This window comes from Nocardia jiangsuensis (assembly GCF_042650385.1).
Taxonomy (GTDB): domain Bacteria; phylum Actinomycetota; class Actinomycetes; order Mycobacteriales; family Mycobacteriaceae; genus Nocardia; species Nocardia jiangsuensis.
This window is the reverse complement of the sequence record NZ_JBHSAX010000009.1, coordinates 324,707-339,732: the sequence shown is the minus strand read 5'-3', so window position 1 is coordinate 339,732 and position 15,026 is coordinate 324,707. Positions and strand designations below refer to the sequence as shown.

Sequence of the window (15,026 nt, the reverse complement as noted above, 5' to 3'; positions counted from 1 at the left end):
GCATATCCGGGCGGTCTCCACCCGGTTCTGTGACAGCCCACAATGCCCGCCCCCACTTCCCGGTGCTGGGCAAGCGCCCGCTGACGTGGCACGATGCACCCGTGGGCACCCGAGGAGACGACCAGCGGCTGCGCGATCTCGCGCTGCTGCGCCGGGTGCGCGATCGCATCGACCGGGAGTACGAACGGCCGCTCGACGTCGAGGCGCTCGCCCGCGGCGTGCACCTGTCGGCCGGGCACCTGAGCCGGGCGTTCCGGCAGGCGTACGGGGAGTCGCCCTACTCGTACCTGATGACCAGGCGGATCGAGCGCGCGATGGCGCTGCTGCGCCGCGGCGACCTGAGCGTCACCGAGGTCTGCTTCGCGGTCGGCTGCTCCTCGCTCGGCACCTTCAGCACCCGGTTCACCGAGCTGGTCGGGGTGCCGCCGAGCGTCTATCGCAGAGAGGCAGCGGACGCGACCGCGGGCATGCCGTCCTGCGTGGCCAAGCGGGTCACCCGACCGGTCAGGAATCGAGAAGCGCCGGTCCCCGCCGCCCCTCTAGCGTGAACCGCATGACCATCACCATCCACTCGAGCTTCCTGCCGCACACCGATCCGGAGGCCTCGCTCGCCTTCTACCGGGACACGCTCGGCTTCGAGGTGCGCAACGACGTCGGCTACAACGGCCTGCGCTGGATCACGGTCGGCCCGGCCGAGCACCCCGGCATCAACATCGTGCTCTACCCGCCGGGGGCCGACCCCGGCGTCACCGAGGACGAGAAGCGCACCATCGCCGAGATGATGGCGAAGGGCACCTACGCCAGCGTGCTGCTCGCCACCGAGGATCTGGACCGCGCCTTCGCGAAGGTGTCGGCGACGGGCGGGATCGAGATCGTGCAGGAGCCGACCGAGCAGCCGTACGGCGTGCGCGACTGCGCCGTTCGCGATCCGGCGGGCAATATGGTCCGCATCCAGCAGCTGCGCTGACCCAGGGAGAAACGATGAGCACGGCCACCACCTCGGCCACGACCGCGCACGCCGCCGACACCCACGACCTGATCCGGGTCAGGGGGGCGCGGGAGAACAACCTGAAGGACGTCAGCGTCGAGATCCCGAAGCGCAGGCTGACGGTCTTCACCGGGGTCTCCGGCTCCGGCAAGAGCTCGCTGGTCTTCGGCACCATCGCCGCCGAGTCGCAGCGCATGATCAACGAGACCTACAGCGCCTTCGTGCAGGGCTTCATGCCGAACCTGGCGCGCCCGGACGTGGACGTGCTGGAGGGGCTGACCACCGCCATCATCGTCGACCAGGAGCGGATGGGCGCCAACGCGCGCTCCACCGTCGGCACCGCGACCGACGCCAACGCCATGCTGCGCATCCTGTTCAGCAGGCTCGGGCAGCCGCACATCGGCAGCTCGCAGGCGTTCTCCTTCAATGTCGCCTCGATCAGCGGCGCGGGCGCGGTGACGGTGACCAAGGCGGGCGGCCAGGAGGTGCGCGAGCGCCGCGAGTTCAGCGTCACCGGCGGCATGTGCCCGCGCTGCGAGGGCATGGGCAACGTCTCCGACTTCGACCTGACCCAGCTCTACGACGACAGCAAGTCGCTGGCCGAGGGCGCGCTCACCATCCCCGGCTACAGCATGGACGGCTGGTACGGCCGGATCTTCATGGGCTCCGGATTCCTGGACGCGGACAAGCCGATCCGCAAGTACACCAAGCGCGAGCTGAACGACCTGCTCTACAAGGAGCCGGTGCGGATCAAGGTGGACGGCATCAACGTCACCTACGAGGGGCTGATCCCGAAGATCCAGAAGTCCTTCCTGGCCAAGGACCGCGAGGCCATGCAGCCGCACATCCGCGCCTTCGTGGACCGGGCGATCACCTTCAGCGCCTGTCCCGACTGCGGCGGCACCCGGCTGAGCGAGGCGGCGCGCTCGTCGAAGATCGGCGGCGTCAGCATCGCCGACGCCTGCGCCATGCAGATCAGCGACCTGGCCGAGTGGGTGCGCGGGCTGGACGACCGCTCGGTGGCCCCGCTGCTGGAGACGTTGCGGCAGACCCTGGACGGCTTCGTAGAGATCGGGCTCGGCTACCTCTCGCTGGATCGCTCGTCCGGCACGCTCTCCGGCGGCGAGGCCCAGCGCACCAAGATGATCCGGCACCTCGGCTCCGCGCTCACCGACGTCACCTACGTCTTCGACGAGCCGACCATCGGGCTGCACCCGCACGACATCCAGCGGATGAACGAGCTCCTGCTCCGGTTGCGGGACAAGGGGAACACCGTGCTCGTGGTCGAGCACAAGCCGGAGACCATCGTGATCGCCGATCACGTGGTCGACCTCGGCCCCGGCGCGGGCACCGAGGGCGGCACCGTCTGCTTCGAGGGCGACATCGCCGGGCTGCGCGGGTCGGACACCCGCACCGGCAAGCACCTCGGCTACCGGGCCGAGCTGAAGGATTCGGTGCGGAAGCCGACCGGGGCGCTGGAGATCCGCGGCGCGACGCAGAACAACCTGCGCGGCGTCGACGTCGACGTGCCGACCGGGGTGCTCACCGTGGTCACCGGTGTGGCCGGGTCCGGAAAGAGCTCGCTGATCCACGGCAACCTCGCCCGCCGCGAGGGCGTCGTCGTGGTCGACCAGACCGCGATCAAGGGCTCCCGCCGCTCCAACCCCGCCACCTACACGGGGCTGCTCGACCCCATCCGCAAGGCCTTCTCCAAGGCCAACGGCGTGAAACCGGCGCTCTTCAGCGCGAACTCGGAGGGCGCCTGCCCCACCTGCAACGGCGCCGGCGTGATCTACACCGACCTGGCCATGATGGCTGGCGTCGCCACCACCTGCGAGACCTGCGAGGGCAAGCGCTTCATGGCCGAGGTGCTGGAGTACGAGCTCGGCGGCCGCGACATCAGCGAGGTGCTCGGCATGTCGGTCGCCGAGGCCGAGCGGTTCTTCGCCGATGGCGACGCCCGCACCCCGGCCGCGCACAAGATCCTGGCGCGCCTCGCCGACGTGGGGCTCGGCTACCTGAAGCTGGGCCAGCCGCTCACCACGCTCTCCGGCGGCGAGCGCCAGCGGCTCAAGCTGGCGACGCACATGTCGGAGAAGGGCGGCGTCTACGTCCTGGACGAGCCGACCACCGGCCTGCACCTCGCCGACGTGGACCAGCTGCTCGGCCTGCTCGACCGGCTGGTCGACTCCGGGAAGACGGTCATCGTGATCGAGCACCACCAAGCCGTGATGGCGCACGCCGACTGGATCATCGACCTGGGGCCCGGGGCCGGGCACGACGGCGGGCTGGTGGTGTTCGAGGGGACGCCGGCCGAGCTGGTGGCGGACCGGAAGACGCTGACCGGGACGCACCTCGCGGAGTACGTGGGCGCCTGACGTCCGCGGGCGGTGGCCAGCAGCTCCTCGACGCTCGCGATCTTCACCCGCGGGCGCCCGTTTGCCGCGCCGCGGGTGCGCTCGGCCTGGTCGAGGAGCTGCCACCCGGCCCGGTCGACCACGTCCGGGTTGCGCTCCCGGATGAGTTCGGCGAAGGTGTCGCGGTCGGGGGCGGGTGGTGAGGTTGCCCGCGGTGAAGTCGAGCACGGCGGGGCAGTTGGCGAGCAGGTCGTCGGGGGTGAGGTGGGTGCCGATCTCGGTGTTCAGGTGCATGCGCGGCGCGTCGCGCTCGAAGGCGGCGGTGAACATGTCGGCGACGCCACGGGTTTCGCTGTGGTCGGGGGCGACCCGAAGGCATTGCCGGTGACCCGCATCGGCGAGGCCGTGCCGAGCACGTCCGGCGCGGAGCGGGATTCGTCGAGCCGGGCCGGCTTGGCGGGGTTGTGGTGCGCGGCCGCCGACATCACGTTCTTGCCGGACTGCAGCAGCTCGCGCGAGCGCCGCACCTCCGCACCGGCGGCACGGGTCAGGCCGGGGTGAAGGTCACCTCGAGCAGGTCGCGCAGCGCCGGGCGGCTCGCGGCCACCGGGCGGATCCCGCTCCGCGCATGCGGTATTCGCCGATAGTCGGTGAGCAGCAGGGTGCCCGGCTCGTCCGGCGCCACGGTGCGCACCGGCGTTCCGGCGGAGGTGGTGAGCACGCCTGCCCCGCCCTCGGCATTGTCGCGGGTCACCAGCAGCCAGGCGGCCAGCGTGACCTCCGGCCTGCGTGCGGCAGCGGCGGCGGTCTCGGCCGCGGCCAGTTCGCGGATCGGGTGCACCCGGACGTCCCAGAGCGTGGCGTCGTCGAGCTCGGCGGCGAACTCGAGCAGCAGGCGGAAGAGCTCGGCGAGCAGCGGGTCGGTGGCGAAGGAGTCGGTGAGCGCCTCGGCCCGCGCATCGCCGCGCGGGTGGTGCGCGAGCAGTTCGAAGGCGCCGGTGAGCGAGACCTGGAAGTGGCCGTGGCGGTGCAGCGTCCTGGCGTGCGCGCCGGTGCGGGCCCGGTCCACCCGCAGCTCCTCCCAGTGCCGCCGGAACCGATCCCAGGTGCCGGGGCTCGCGCCGAGCCTGCGCGCGGTCTCGGCGGCGGGGAGCAGATGCACGCCGTCGTCGGTCAGGTCGCTCATGGACAGCCCGCCTTCCCGTTGTCGCCACCGCCCAGTTTCCGGCACGCGGCGGGGCATGGGCAATCTCTCCGCATTCTTGACTCACGATCAAGAACGCCTTAGTTTCTTGGCCGTCACCCAAGAAAAAGGAGCTTCCATGACCACAGCGCGGCGGGACATCACCTTCCGTTCCGGCACCGACGACTGCGCCGCCTGGCTCTACGGCGCCGAGCCGGACGGCGCCCCGAAACCGCTGGTGATCATGGGGCACGGGCTCGGCGCGGTCAGGGAGATGCGGCTCGACGCCTACGCCGAGCGGTTCGCCGCGCGCGGCTGGGCGGTGCTGGTCTTCGACTACCGGCACCTGGGTGCCAGCGGCGGCGAGCCGCGCCAGCTGCTCGATATCGGCCGCCAGCTCGCCGACTGGCACGTGGCGCTGGCCCACGCGCGCACCCTGCCCGGCATCGATCACGGGCGGATCGCGCTGTGGGGCAGCTCGTTCGGCGGCGGCCACGTGCTCCGGATCGCGGCCGAGGACGGCGCGGTGGCCGCGGTGGTGGCGCAGTGCCCGTTCACCGACGGCCCAGCCTCGCTGCGGTCGCGGCTCCGGGCCGGCTTCCCGAGCGCGCTCGCGCTCGCCGCGGCCGGGCTGGTCGACGCCGTCGCCGCCCGGTTCGGGGTGCGTCCGGTGCTGGTGCCGATGGCGGGCACCGCCTGGATGCCCGCCTTTCTGGTCTCGCCGGACACCCTGCCCGGCGCCTCCGCACTGCTGCCGCCCGGCACCAGGGTCTCCGCGCGCGCCAGCGGCGCACTGCGCAGACTGCCCCGGGTGCGCGCCCGGCTGGCCGACGTCCTGACGCTCGCCGACACCGGCGGCCCCGCGGGCCGCGGGTCGATCTGGGGCGTCCTGACCGGCCCGAACGACGAATTCACCGCCGCCAACGCGCTCTCCGCGCGGCTGGTGCTGCGGCTCCCGTTCTACCGCCCCGGCCGCGACCTGCGCCGGAGCACCGTCCCGACGCTGCTCTGCGTCTGCGACGCCGACGTCGCCGCGCCCGCGGCCACCACCGAGCGGTACGCCGCCGGGCTGCCGCACGTCGAGGTGCGGAACTATCCGTGCGCGCACTTCGGCATCTACGTCGGCGCCGAGTTCGAGCGCGCCGTCGCCGACCAGATCGACTTCCTGGCCGCGCGGCTCAGCTGATCGCGCTGCCCTTCGCGCCGCGCAGCAGGGTCTCCAGCACCGCGCGCTTGCGCGCGGGCTCGACGGGGTGCATGAGCAACCCCTCCAGCACGTAGATCGCGATGGTGGTCACCTCGTCCACGCCGTCGTCCGGCACGCCGAGGCCGGCGAGCTCCAGTCGCAGCAGGGCGTCGGTGAGCGCGTGGAAACGCTCGTGCCACGCTCTGATGCTCTCGGACTCCTTGCTGCGCGCGTGCACCGTCGTCACCAACCGGCTCAGCTGCTCCAGCTCGGTGAGCACCCAGAGCAGCCGGTCGGCGGGCTCGAGCAGGGTCAGCTCGCCGGAGCGCTCCAGCGCGTCGGCGAGCACCTCGTCCAGCACCGCGATCAGGATGCCGTCCTTGTCCCCGAAGTACCAGTAGACGGTGTTGGAGACGACGCCTGCCGCCCGCGCGATCCGGGCCATGGACACCGCGTCGTAGCCGTCGTCCACGAAGAGGGTGCGCGCGGCGGTGACGATCTCCGCGCGCTTCTCCTCCCGGTCCCGGGGGCGTCTGTTGCGCGGCATGGCCCGATGCCAGCCCGGATCCGCCGTCGCCGTAGACATACATTCGGAATGTATGTAACGATCGGCGGACGGATCGCGGCGACGAAGGGGACGAGACGATGACACACAGCGCGGCACTGGGCGAGGAGCACGAGATCGAGCTGCCGGGTGGACGCATCCGCTATCGCGAGACGGGGGAGGGCCCGCCGGTCGTGTTCGTGCACGGCCTGCTGGTCAACGGCAACCTGTGGCGCGGGGTCGTGCCCGCGATCGCGGCCGCGGGGTACCGCTGCATCACCCCGGACTGGCCGTTCGGCGCGCATACCGTCCCGGTGCCGGAGGCCGATCTCTCACCGCCCGGCGCCGCCGACCTGATCGCGGCCTTCCTGCAGCGGCTCGACCTCACCGATGTCACCCTGGTGGCGAACGACACCGGCGGTGCGATCACCCAGGTACTGCTGGCCCGCAACCCGGCCCGGATCGCGCGGGTCGTGCTGGCCTCGGTGGATTGCTACGACCGTTTCCCGCCACCGCCGTTCAACGGGCTCGCCGTGCTGGCCCGGGTACCCGGTGTGGTGCGCGCCGCCACCGAGCTGCTGAGGATCAGGGCGCTGCAACCGCTGCCGATCGCCTTCGGCTGGGTGGCCAAGCGCCCGGTGCCGCCGGAGGTGGCGGACGGCTACCTCGCGCCGAGCAGGGACTCCGCGACCATCCGGCGCGACCTGCGGCGCTTCCTGGTGTCCGCGCGCAAGCGGCACACCCTCGCCGCCGCGCGTAGCTTCCCGCGGCTCACGCTGCCGGTGCTGGTGGTATGGGCGCGGGAGGAGAAGCTCTTCCCGGTCGCGCTGGCCGAGCGGCTGGTGGCCGAGCTGCCGAATGCCACGCTGCGGCTGGTCGACGACTCGTACACCTTCATCCCGGAGGATCAGCCGGATTTGCTGAGCGCGCTGATCCTGGAGTTCACTCGGGAGCATGCCGCGCCGTAGCCAGCTGGACCGCACCCGCAGTACCAGGGGGCGGCTGGAGGAGGCCGGGCGCGCGCTCTTCGCCGAGCACGGCTTCGGCGCCGTCTCGGCCGAGCAGATCGTGGCGACGGCCGGGGTCACCCGCGGCGCCCTGCAGTACCACTACGGCGACAAGCGCGGCCTCTTCGTCGCGGTGCTCGAGCGGCTGGAGCAGGACAACACCGACGAGCTGGTGGCCGCCATCGCCGGCGCCCCGCCCTCGGCCGACCCGATGGTCGGGCTGCGCGCCGGGCTCGACGCCTTCCTTCGCATCTGCCGCAGGCCGGAGATGGTGCGGATCGCGCTCTCCGACGCGCCCGCGGTGCTCGGCTGGGACGCCTGGCGTGAGCTCGAGGCGAAGTACGGCCTCGGCCTCGTCGTGCTGCAGCTGGAGGCGGCGCGCGGCACCGGCCGACTCGCGCCGGACGCGCCGGTGCGGATGCTGGCGCAGCTCGTGCTGAGCGCGGTCACCGAGGCGGGCTTGATCGTCGCGCACGCCGACGACCCGGCCGCCGCGCACGAGCAGGCGCTCGACGCGCTGATGCTGCTGCTGGCCGGGCTGCTGCGCGGCTGAGTCAGAACGCCGCCTCGTCGAGCTCCATGATCTCGGTGTCGATGGTCGCCAGGATCGCGCGGACGGCGGTCAGCTCGGGCAGCACGGTGCGGGCGAAGAACTGCGCGACCGCCACCTTGCCCTCGTAGAAGGCGCGGTCGTCGCCGTCGGCGCCCGCGTCGAGCGCGGCGACGGCGACGCCGGCCTGGTGCAGCAGTTGCCAGCCGATGAGCAGGTCACCCACCGCGAGCAGGAACCGCACCGAGCCGAGCCCCACCTTGTACAGCTCGGTCGAATCCTCCTGCGCGCCCATCAGGTACCCGGTGAGCGAGGCGGCCGCCGCCTGCACGTCCGCCAGCGCGGTGGCGAGCAGCACGCGCTCGCGCTTGAGCCTGCCGTTGCCCGCCCGGCTGTCCAGGGTGCGCTGGATCTGCGCGACCAGGTGCCCGAGCGCGGCGCCGCGGTCCCGGATGATCTTGCGGAAGAAGAAGTCCTGCGCCTGGATCGCGGTCGTGCCCTCGTACAGGGAGTCGATCTTGGCGTCCCGGATGTACTGCTCGATCGGGTAGTCCTGCAGGTACCCCGAGCCGCCCAGGGTCTGCAGCGATTCGGTCAGGTACTGGTAGGCCCGCTCCGAGCCGACGCCCTTCACGATCGGCAGCAGCAGGTCGTTCACCCGGGCAGCGGTCTCCGGGTCCGCGCCGGAGACCTGCTCGGCCAGCACGGGGTCCTGGTGCGCTGCCGTGTACAGGTAGATGGCGCGCAGCCCCTCGGCGTACGCCTTCTGCATCATGAGCGCCCGCCGGACGTCCGGGTGGTGCACGATCGTCACCCGCGGCGCCGACTTGTCCGCCATGGTGGTCAGATCCGCGCCCTGGACGCGCTGCTTCGCGTACTCCAGCGCGTGCAGGTACCCGGTGGAGAGCGTCGCGATGGCCTTGGTGCCCACCATCATCCGCGCGTGCTCGATCACGTCGAACATCTGCGCGATGCCGTTGTGCACCTCGCCGACCAGCCAGCCCCTGGCCGGGACGCCGTGCCCGCCGAAGGTCACCTCGCAGGTGGTGGAGGCCCTGAGCCCCATCTTGTGCTCCAGGCCGGTGACGAAGACGCCGTTGCGCTCGCCGTTCGCACCGGTGACCGGGTCGAAGTGGAACTGCGGGACGAAGAAGAGCGAGAGCCCCTTGGTACCCGGCCCAGCGCCGTCCGGGCGGGCCAGCACCAGGTGCAGCATGTTCGGGAAGAGCACGCCGGAATCGCCGTTGCTGATGAAGCGCTTCACGCCCTCGATGTGCCAGGAGCCGTCCTCCTGCCGGATCGCCCTCGTCCGGCCCGCGCCGACGTCCGAGCCCGCGTCCGGCTCGGTGAGCACCATGGTGCCGCCCCAGTTCGCGGCTGTGCCGAGCCGGGCCCAGCCGCGCTGCTCCTCGGTGCCGTTGGCGTACAGCACCGAGGCCATCTGCGCGCCCGCCATGCCGTAGAAGAAGGCGGCGGGCTGCGCGCCGAGGATGAGCTCGGCCGCGGCCCAGAACACCGCGCGCGGCACGCCGGGCCCGCCGAGCTCGGTGGGGAGCCCGAGCTGGTGCCAGCCGCCGTCGGTCATGGCGCGGAACGAGCGGACGAACGCCTCCGGCAGCGTGACGGTGTGCGTCGCCGGGTCGAAGACCGGTGGGTTGCGGTCCGCCTCGGCGAAGGAGGCGCCGAGCGGCCCCTCCGCGAGCCGCCGCACCTGCTCCAGGATCTCGCCGACGGTGTCGGCGTCCAGGTCACCGAAGGCCCCGGTCGCCAGCGTCCGCTCCAGCTCGAGCACCTCGAACAGAACGAACCGGAGATCGCGAACATTGCTCTTGAAGTGCGGCATTGAGGCCCCCATCGACACATCCGGACGCGCGAAAAGGGCGAATGATGTTCTGCGGCAGTTATATTCGCCGACAGTTGCATTCGCCCCGCTCATGATCGCACAAACCGGGTGGAAATAGTGAGTGACCCCGGCGGGGATCACTCACTCTGCATGACCCATTGGCCTTTGCTGTCGCGCTTGGCGGCGTGCAGGCTGGTGTCGGCGGCGTGCAGCAGGGACTCGGCGTCGGCGTGCTCCAGCGGGGTGACCACGACGCCGATGCTCGCGGAGATGTCGAGCGGGACGTCGTCCACGACGACGGGCTCGGAGAGCGCGGTGAGCAGGCGATTCGCCACCGCCGCGACCTGGATCTCGTCGGCGGGCGGCGGGATGAGCGCGAGGAATTCGTCACCGCCGAGCCGGCAGACGAAGCTGCCGTCCGGCTGCAGCGTCTCCGCGATCCGGTCGGCGACCGCGACCAGCACCCGGTCGCCCGCGCTGTGGCCGTAGTGGTCGTTGACCTGTTTGAAGTGGTCCAGATCGGCAAAGCAGAGCCCGACCCGATCGTCGTTGCCCGCGGTGGTGATCAGGTGCTCGATGTGCTCGAGCAGGTAGCGCCGGTTCGGTAGCCCGGTGAGCGAATCGTGTCTGGCCTGGTGGTGCAGCTCCTGCTGCAGCAGGTGCCGCTCGGTGACGTCGGCGCCGACCGCGAGCAGGTAGTCCGGCCTGCCGCCCGCGCCGCGCACGAAGGTGATGGCGAAGGCCATCCAGCCGACGCTGCCGTCGGCGCGCACCAGCCGCTGGTCCAGCGTGACGGTGCCCTCGCCGGTCGGCACCAGCTGCTCGTAGAGCAGGGTGCGGATGCGGTCGCGGTCGTCCGGGTGCGCGAAGTCGTAGACCGAGATGCCGCGCAGGTCGTTCGGCTTGATGCCGATCATGTCGGCGAGCGCGCGGTTGGCCTCGAGCAGCACGCCGTCGGTGTCGCCGATGGCGATGGCGACGGCGGCGTTGTCGAAGAGCACCCGGAACCGGGTGTCCTGGTCGTCGTGCTCTTCGCCCGCCGCGGCGGAGCGGCCGCGCTGGACCTGGTGACCCTGCCCGAGCGCGGCCAGCAACCCCGCGAGCCGGCGGTGCGCGTCCGGGTGCGGGCTGGCGTCGGCCAGCCCGTGCAGCACCTGGGCCGAGATCACCGGGACGCCGGGGTGGGTGAGGCCGGCGCCCCAGAGCGCGGCGCCGACCCGGGAGCCTGCGCCCGCGTCGAAGGTCTCGGCCGCGAGCGCCTCCTCGAGCTGGGTGACCAGCCCGGGCAGCATCATCGGCCCGCCCGGCCCGCCACCGGGCGCGACACCACCGGTGGCCAGTGCCTGCCACCAGATCCGAGCCAGTGCGGCGCCGCCGCTGCCGTCCACAACACCCCCGTCGATATGTCGCGTTCCCCGGACACCGGAGTGTTCCGGGAATGCTGCTGTGATTCTCCGACAATAGTCCCCCGGAGACGAACTCCGGCAGCGCATCGATGCCGCGGCCGGTCAGCCCAGGCGATTCTCCACGAAGATCGACCGGCCCTTGTACCGGTGCGTGGTGATCTGCCAGACCCAGGTGGCCTGGACCGCGCCGAGCAGATCGGCGACGTGCGCCGTCACCTGCCCGCCCGAATCGACCTCCGGCCGGGCCGCCACCGCCGCCGCGATCCCCGCGCTGACCTCGCGGAACGCGGTCAGCCGTTCCCGCACGACGGTGGCCGCGCCCGCCACCGCTCCGGCCAGCCCGCCCGCAGGCGTCTCCAGCAGGCACATCGGCACCAGGTTGAAGTCGGCGCCGTCGGCGATGCACTCCTTCTCGAAGGAGAACACATCGTTCATCAGTGCGCCGATCTCCACCGTGAGCTGGCGCAGGGTGCGCAGCTCGGCGGCGAGCCCGGCCGACTCGAGCCGCGGCCAGTCCAGGTAGGCGTCCCGGCCGAACTCGCAGAGCGCGATCGCCGGGTACATCCCGGAGACGTGCGAGCGCAGCTCGATGTAGCCGGCCACCGAGAGCACGTCACCCCGCGCCCTGGCGTTCTGGTCGCGGATGGCGGGGCGCAGGTGCCCCGCGGTGTCGGCGAGGAAGCCGCGCATCCACTCCGGGTCGGCGAGCGCGGCGGTGCGCTCGAGGTATTCGTGGGTCGCGGCCTCCACCGGCTCCGGATCGGCGCCGGGACTTCCGGTTTCGAGCAGCCGGGTGAGCCGGTGCACCGTCTCGCCCGCCGCCGCCCGCTGCTCCGGGGTGAGCGCGGCGAACTTCTCCCGGCCGACGGTGTCGTTGAGCCAGAACAGGATCGCGTTGTAGATTCCGATCAGCGTCATCCGCTCCGCGGTCACCGCGTTCGGGTGCAGGTACGGCGTCATGCTGTTGTAGTGCGACCCGCCCGGCTCCAGCCAGATCCCGTATTTGCGGCAGAACTCCTCCGCCCCGGCCAGCGCCTCGTCCCCGAATCTGTTCGGCGCGAATCCCGCGCAGTACGTGACGATGTCGCTCTCCGCGGTGCTGAACAGCTCCCGCAGCGACCACCCCCGGCCCGTCTCCAGCAACTCGTCGTATTCGGCCCGCATCAGCGCGAGCCGCGCCTCGACCTCCGGCGTGTAACGATCCACCACAGCACTCCTTCTAGCTCCCCTTACACCGTAAGAGGCGGCGGCCGGAAATGTGCGGTGGATCGCGTTCCCGGGTGGCGCAGCGAACACCCTGTGCGGCAGGGGAATCGATCGGGCAACCCCGGCGGGCGTCTTGCGCGATCTTTCCCGGCGGTATATGTTCGCACTCACTTACGTAAGTGAGTACGAACTCTGGAGGATGCCGTGAACGCGTACCGGTTCGACGACGACGGGGCGGACGAGGTGTTCCGTGCGCTCGCCGAGCCGCGCAGGCGGGCCATTCTGCGGCTGGTCGGGGCGCACGAGCTGGCGGCGGGGGAGATCGCGGGGGCGTTCGAGATCAGCCGCCCCGCGGTCAGTCAGCACCTCGGGGTGCTGCGGGCGGCGGGGCTGGTGCGCGAGCGGCGCTCGGGGACCAGGCGGCTGTATCGGGCCGAGCCGAGCGGGGTCGAGCAGGCCAGGTCGGCGCTGGCGGGGATCTGGTCCTCCGCGCTGACCAGGGCCGCGGAACTGGCCGAGGAGGATCCGGCATGAAAATGCTCGTCGCGCCGGGCGGCCGGGGCCGCCGGTGACCGCGCCGGAGGAAGACGCCCGGGTACTGCCGCTGACCCGCCCGCCGATCCGGCGCAGCGTGCTGGTGCGCGCCGGCCGCGCCCGCACCTGGGCGGTCTTCGTCGGCCGGATGGCCGAGTGGTGGCCGCTCGACCCGTTCTCGGCGGGGAAGGCGCGGGTCCGCGACGTCACCGTGCAGGCACGGGTCGGCGGCACCGTCGCCGAGGTCTGGGACGACGGCACCGTCATCCCCTGGGGCGAGGTGCTGACCTGCGCCGAGCCCGAGCACTTCGCGATGACCTGGAACATCACCGGCACCCCCACCGAGGTGGCGCTGCGCTTCCGCGCGGTCGCCCCGGCCCTGACGAAGGTCGACCTGGAGCACACCGGCTGGGACCGCCTCGACACCGACGAGCTGCGCCGCGACTGCGCACTGCCCGGCGGCTACGAGGGCGGCGCCGTCGCCACCGGGTGGGACCACATTCTGGCCGCGCTGCAACGCGCCGCCGCACAGGAGGACGAATGATCACCGACGACGCCATGCTCGCCCTGCTCGCCCGCTCGCGCGGCTACACCGTCTGCGTCCTGCGCCCCGGCCCCGCCGCCGGGCACGCGGACCGCGGCCGCCTGCTCCGGGAGCACGGCCGGCTCAACTGCGACCTGCGCGAGCAGGGGCTGCTCGCGATCACGCTGCGCATCCCGGAGTCGCCGGAGCTCGCCGGGGTCGGGGTGTACGGCTGCGAACCCGAGCGGGTGCACGAGCTGCTCGCCGCCGACGGCGCGATCGGCGCAGGCGTGCTCACCTACGAGCTCTACTCCGCGCAGGGCATCCCCGGCGACGCGCTGCCCTGACCCACCCGCGATACGCGAGAATGATCGACCGATCAGCAGTTCTTCTCGGCCGGGCTCCCGGCCGCCCGCACCCATACGCTCGGATCCGTTCGAGCCGAAACTCCGCTCCGGCGGCGGGATTCGGCAGTCCCGACCCGTCGTGAGGGAGCCGCCATGTCCGGCGAGGACGCACCCCGGCGCCCCGCCCCGAGGAAACTCGCGGTGGACAGCCCCTACCTGCACCGCCTGCAGCGCCGCCACTTCCTGCTCTTCGACGTGGCGCCGATCTTCGGTGTCGTGGCCGCGCTCGCCTTCCTGCCGGTGCACCCGATCGGGATCACCGAGGTCGCGCTGCTGATCGGCGGCTGGGCGGCCACCGGGCTGGCGATCACCGTCGGCTACCACCGGCTCTTCACCCACCGGACCTTCCGGGCGGCGCCGTCGGTGCAGGTGGTGCTCGCGGTGCTCGGCTCGATGGCGGGGCAGGGCGGCGTGCTCTCCTGGGTCGCCATCCACCGCAGGCACCACGAGAACGCCGATCGCGACGGCGACCCGCACTCGCCCAACCTCTCCGGCGGCGGGTTCCGCGGCCGGGCTCGCGGGCTGCTGCACTCGCACTTCCTCTGGATGCGCCGCCACGAGTACCCGAACATCGTGCACTACGCCCCAGACCTGCTGAAGAACCGCCTGCTGCTGCGGGTTTCGCGGTACTACCACTGGTGGGTCGCGCTCGGCATGGCGATTCCGGCGGTGATCGGCGGGCTGGTGTACCAGAGCTGGACCGGGGCGGTGAGCGGGCTGCTGTGGGGCGGGCTGGTGCGGATGTTCGTGCTGGAGCACATCATCTGGGCGATCAACTCGTTCCTGCACATGTTCGGCACGATGCCGTACCGGGCGCGCGGCAACAGCCGCAACGGCGGCGTCTTCGCGCTGCTCTCGTTCGGCGAGTCCTGGCACAACAACCACCACGCCTTCCCGGACTCGCCCTCCTTCGGCCTGCAGTGGTACCGGCTCGACCCCGGCTACTGGCTGATCTGCCTGCTCGCCGCCGCCGGGCTGGCCCGGGACGTCGAGGTGCCGTCCCGGGACCGGCTGGAAGCCCGGCGCCGCCGCCCCGCCGCCGACGCGGCCACCCCCTGAGAACGGACGGACAACCATGGACCGCACGGAGATCATCACGTGGAGCCGCGGCTACCTCGCCGAGGCGCTCGGCGTGCCGCCCGAGAGCATCGACCCCGCCGCCGATTTCGACCGCATCGGGGTGGACTCGGTCGTCGCGGTGGCGCTGCTCATGGAGATCGAGCAGCGCTACGGCGTCGACATCCCGCCGGACGAGCTGTTCGACGAGCCGACGCTGGACGCCGTCGCCGGCT

17 protein-coding genes are annotated in these 15,026 nt (G+C 71.9%); 12 read left to right on the top strand and 5 right to left on the bottom strand.

Annotated elements, in window-relative coordinates; all coding sequences use genetic code 11:
• Positions 1 to 101: 101 nt before the first annotated feature.
• The 4 genes from ACFO0B_RS10835 (at position 102) to ACFO0B_RS10820 (ending at position 3,906) form a co-directional block, all read left to right on the top strand.
• Positions 102 to 548 carry a helix-turn-helix transcriptional regulator gene (locus ACFO0B_RS10835; RefSeq protein ID WP_378612252.1) on the top strand — a complete coding sequence of 149 codons (447 nt, stop codon included), beginning with the start codon at positions 102 to 104 and terminating at the stop codon, positions 546 to 548.
• A 5-nt stretch (positions 549 to 553) separates the two neighbouring features.
• Positions 554 to 967: a VOC family protein gene (locus ACFO0B_RS10830; protein WP_378612251.1), complete on the top strand. Its 414-nt coding sequence runs from the start codon at positions 554 to 556 to the stop codon at positions 965 to 967.
• Between the two features lie 14 nt (positions 968 to 981).
• Positions 982 to 3,366: an ATP-binding cassette domain-containing protein gene (locus ACFO0B_RS10825; RefSeq protein ID WP_378612250.1), complete on the top strand. Its 2,385-nt coding sequence runs from the start codon at positions 982 to 984 to the stop codon at positions 3,364 to 3,366.
• Between the two features lie 141 nt (positions 3,367 to 3,507).
• On the top strand, positions 3,508 to 3,906 hold the full coding sequence (locus ACFO0B_RS10820; protein WP_378612249.1) for a hypothetical protein: 399 nt from the start codon (positions 3,508 to 3,510) through the stop codon (positions 3,904 to 3,906).
• Here the strand turns inward: ACFO0B_RS10820 and ACFO0B_RS10815 are convergent.
• Positions 3,893 to 4,531, bottom strand: a complete 639-nt coding sequence (locus ACFO0B_RS10815) for a 2OG-Fe dioxygenase family protein (protein ID WP_378612248.1) — start codon at positions 4,529 to 4,531, stop codon at positions 3,893 to 3,895. The two genes, ACFO0B_RS10820 and ACFO0B_RS10815, sit on opposite strands and share 14 nt — an antisense overlap.
• Positions 4,532 to 4,667: 136 nt before the next feature.
• Here ACFO0B_RS10815 and ACFO0B_RS10810 point away from each other — a divergent pair, with 136 nt between their 5' ends.
• Positions 4,668 to 5,714, top strand: coding sequence for an alpha/beta hydrolase (locus tag ACFO0B_RS10810; RefSeq protein ID WP_378612247.1), 1,047 nt, complete (start codon positions 4,668 to 4,670; stop codon positions 5,712 to 5,714).
• Here the strand turns inward: ACFO0B_RS10810 and ACFO0B_RS10805 are convergent.
• Positions 5,707 to 6,300: a TetR/AcrR family transcriptional regulator gene (locus ACFO0B_RS10805; protein ID WP_378612246.1), complete on the bottom strand. Its 594-nt coding sequence runs from the start codon at positions 6,298 to 6,300 to the stop codon at positions 5,707 to 5,709. The genes ACFO0B_RS10810 and ACFO0B_RS10805 overlap by 8 nt on opposite strands.
• A 59-nt stretch (positions 6,301 to 6,359) precedes the next feature.
• On the opposite strand from ACFO0B_RS10805, the gene ACFO0B_RS10800 reads away from it, so the two are divergent.
• A complete protein-coding gene (locus tag ACFO0B_RS10800) occupies positions 6,360 to 7,226 on the top strand; it encodes an alpha/beta fold hydrolase (RefSeq protein WP_378612245.1) in 867 nt (288 codons plus the stop codon).
• On the top strand, positions 7,213 to 7,818 hold the full coding sequence (locus tag ACFO0B_RS10795) for a TetR/AcrR family transcriptional regulator (RefSeq protein WP_378612244.1): 606 nt from the start codon (positions 7,213 to 7,215) through the stop codon (positions 7,816 to 7,818). The genes ACFO0B_RS10800 and ACFO0B_RS10795 overlap by 14 nt, the downstream gene beginning before the upstream one ends.
• A 1-nt stretch (position 7,819) precedes the next feature.
• On the opposite strand, the gene ACFO0B_RS10790 is transcribed toward ACFO0B_RS10795, so the two are convergent.
• The 3 genes from ACFO0B_RS10790 to ACFO0B_RS10780 all read right to left on the bottom strand — a co-directional run bounded on the left by ACFO0B_RS10790 (position 7,820) and on the right by ACFO0B_RS10780 (position 12,270).
• On the bottom strand, positions 7,820 to 9,658 hold the full coding sequence (locus ACFO0B_RS10790; RefSeq protein ID WP_378612243.1) for an acyl-CoA dehydrogenase: 1,839 nt from the start codon (positions 9,656 to 9,658) through the stop codon (positions 7,820 to 7,822).
• Positions 9,659 to 9,795: 137 nt separating this feature from the next.
• On the bottom strand, positions 9,796 to 11,046 hold the full coding sequence (locus ACFO0B_RS10785; protein WP_378612242.1) for a diguanylate cyclase domain-containing protein: 1,251 nt from the start codon (positions 11,044 to 11,046) through the stop codon (positions 9,796 to 9,798).
• Between the two features lie 120 nt (positions 11,047 to 11,166).
• A complete protein-coding gene (locus ACFO0B_RS10780) occupies positions 11,167 to 12,270 on the bottom strand; it encodes a terpene synthase family protein (protein ID WP_378612241.1) in 1,104 nt (367 codons plus the stop codon).
• Between the two features lie 204 nt (positions 12,271 to 12,474).
• Here ACFO0B_RS10780 and ACFO0B_RS10775 point away from each other — a divergent pair, with 204 nt between their 5' ends.
• From ACFO0B_RS10775 to ACFO0B_RS10755, 5 genes are all read left to right on the top strand, one after another.
• Entirely contained in the window at positions 12,475 to 12,804 is a 330-nt protein-coding gene (locus ACFO0B_RS10775) for an ArsR/SmtB family transcription factor (protein WP_378612240.1), read from the top strand.
• 34 nt (positions 12,805 to 12,838) lie between these two features.
• The gene (locus tag ACFO0B_RS10770; protein ID WP_378612239.1) at positions 12,839 to 13,348 is read left to right on the top strand and encodes an SRPBCC domain-containing protein; all 510 of its coding nucleotides are present in this window, start codon (positions 12,839 to 12,841) and stop codon (positions 13,346 to 13,348) included.
• The gene (locus ACFO0B_RS10765; protein ID WP_378612238.1) at positions 13,345 to 13,674 is read left to right on the top strand and encodes a hypothetical protein; all 330 of its coding nucleotides are present in this window, start codon (positions 13,345 to 13,347) and stop codon (positions 13,672 to 13,674) included. The genes ACFO0B_RS10770 and ACFO0B_RS10765 overlap by 4 nt, the downstream gene beginning before the upstream one ends.
• Before the next feature lie 153 nt (positions 13,675 to 13,827).
• Entirely contained in the window at positions 13,828 to 14,793 is a 966-nt protein-coding gene (locus tag ACFO0B_RS10760) for an acyl-CoA desaturase (RefSeq protein WP_378612237.1), read from the top strand.
• Positions 14,794 to 14,809: 16 nt separating this feature from the next.
• A partial coding sequence (locus ACFO0B_RS10755) for an acyl carrier protein (protein ID WP_378612236.1) occupies positions 14,810 to 15,026 on the top strand: 217 nt, incomplete at its 3' end.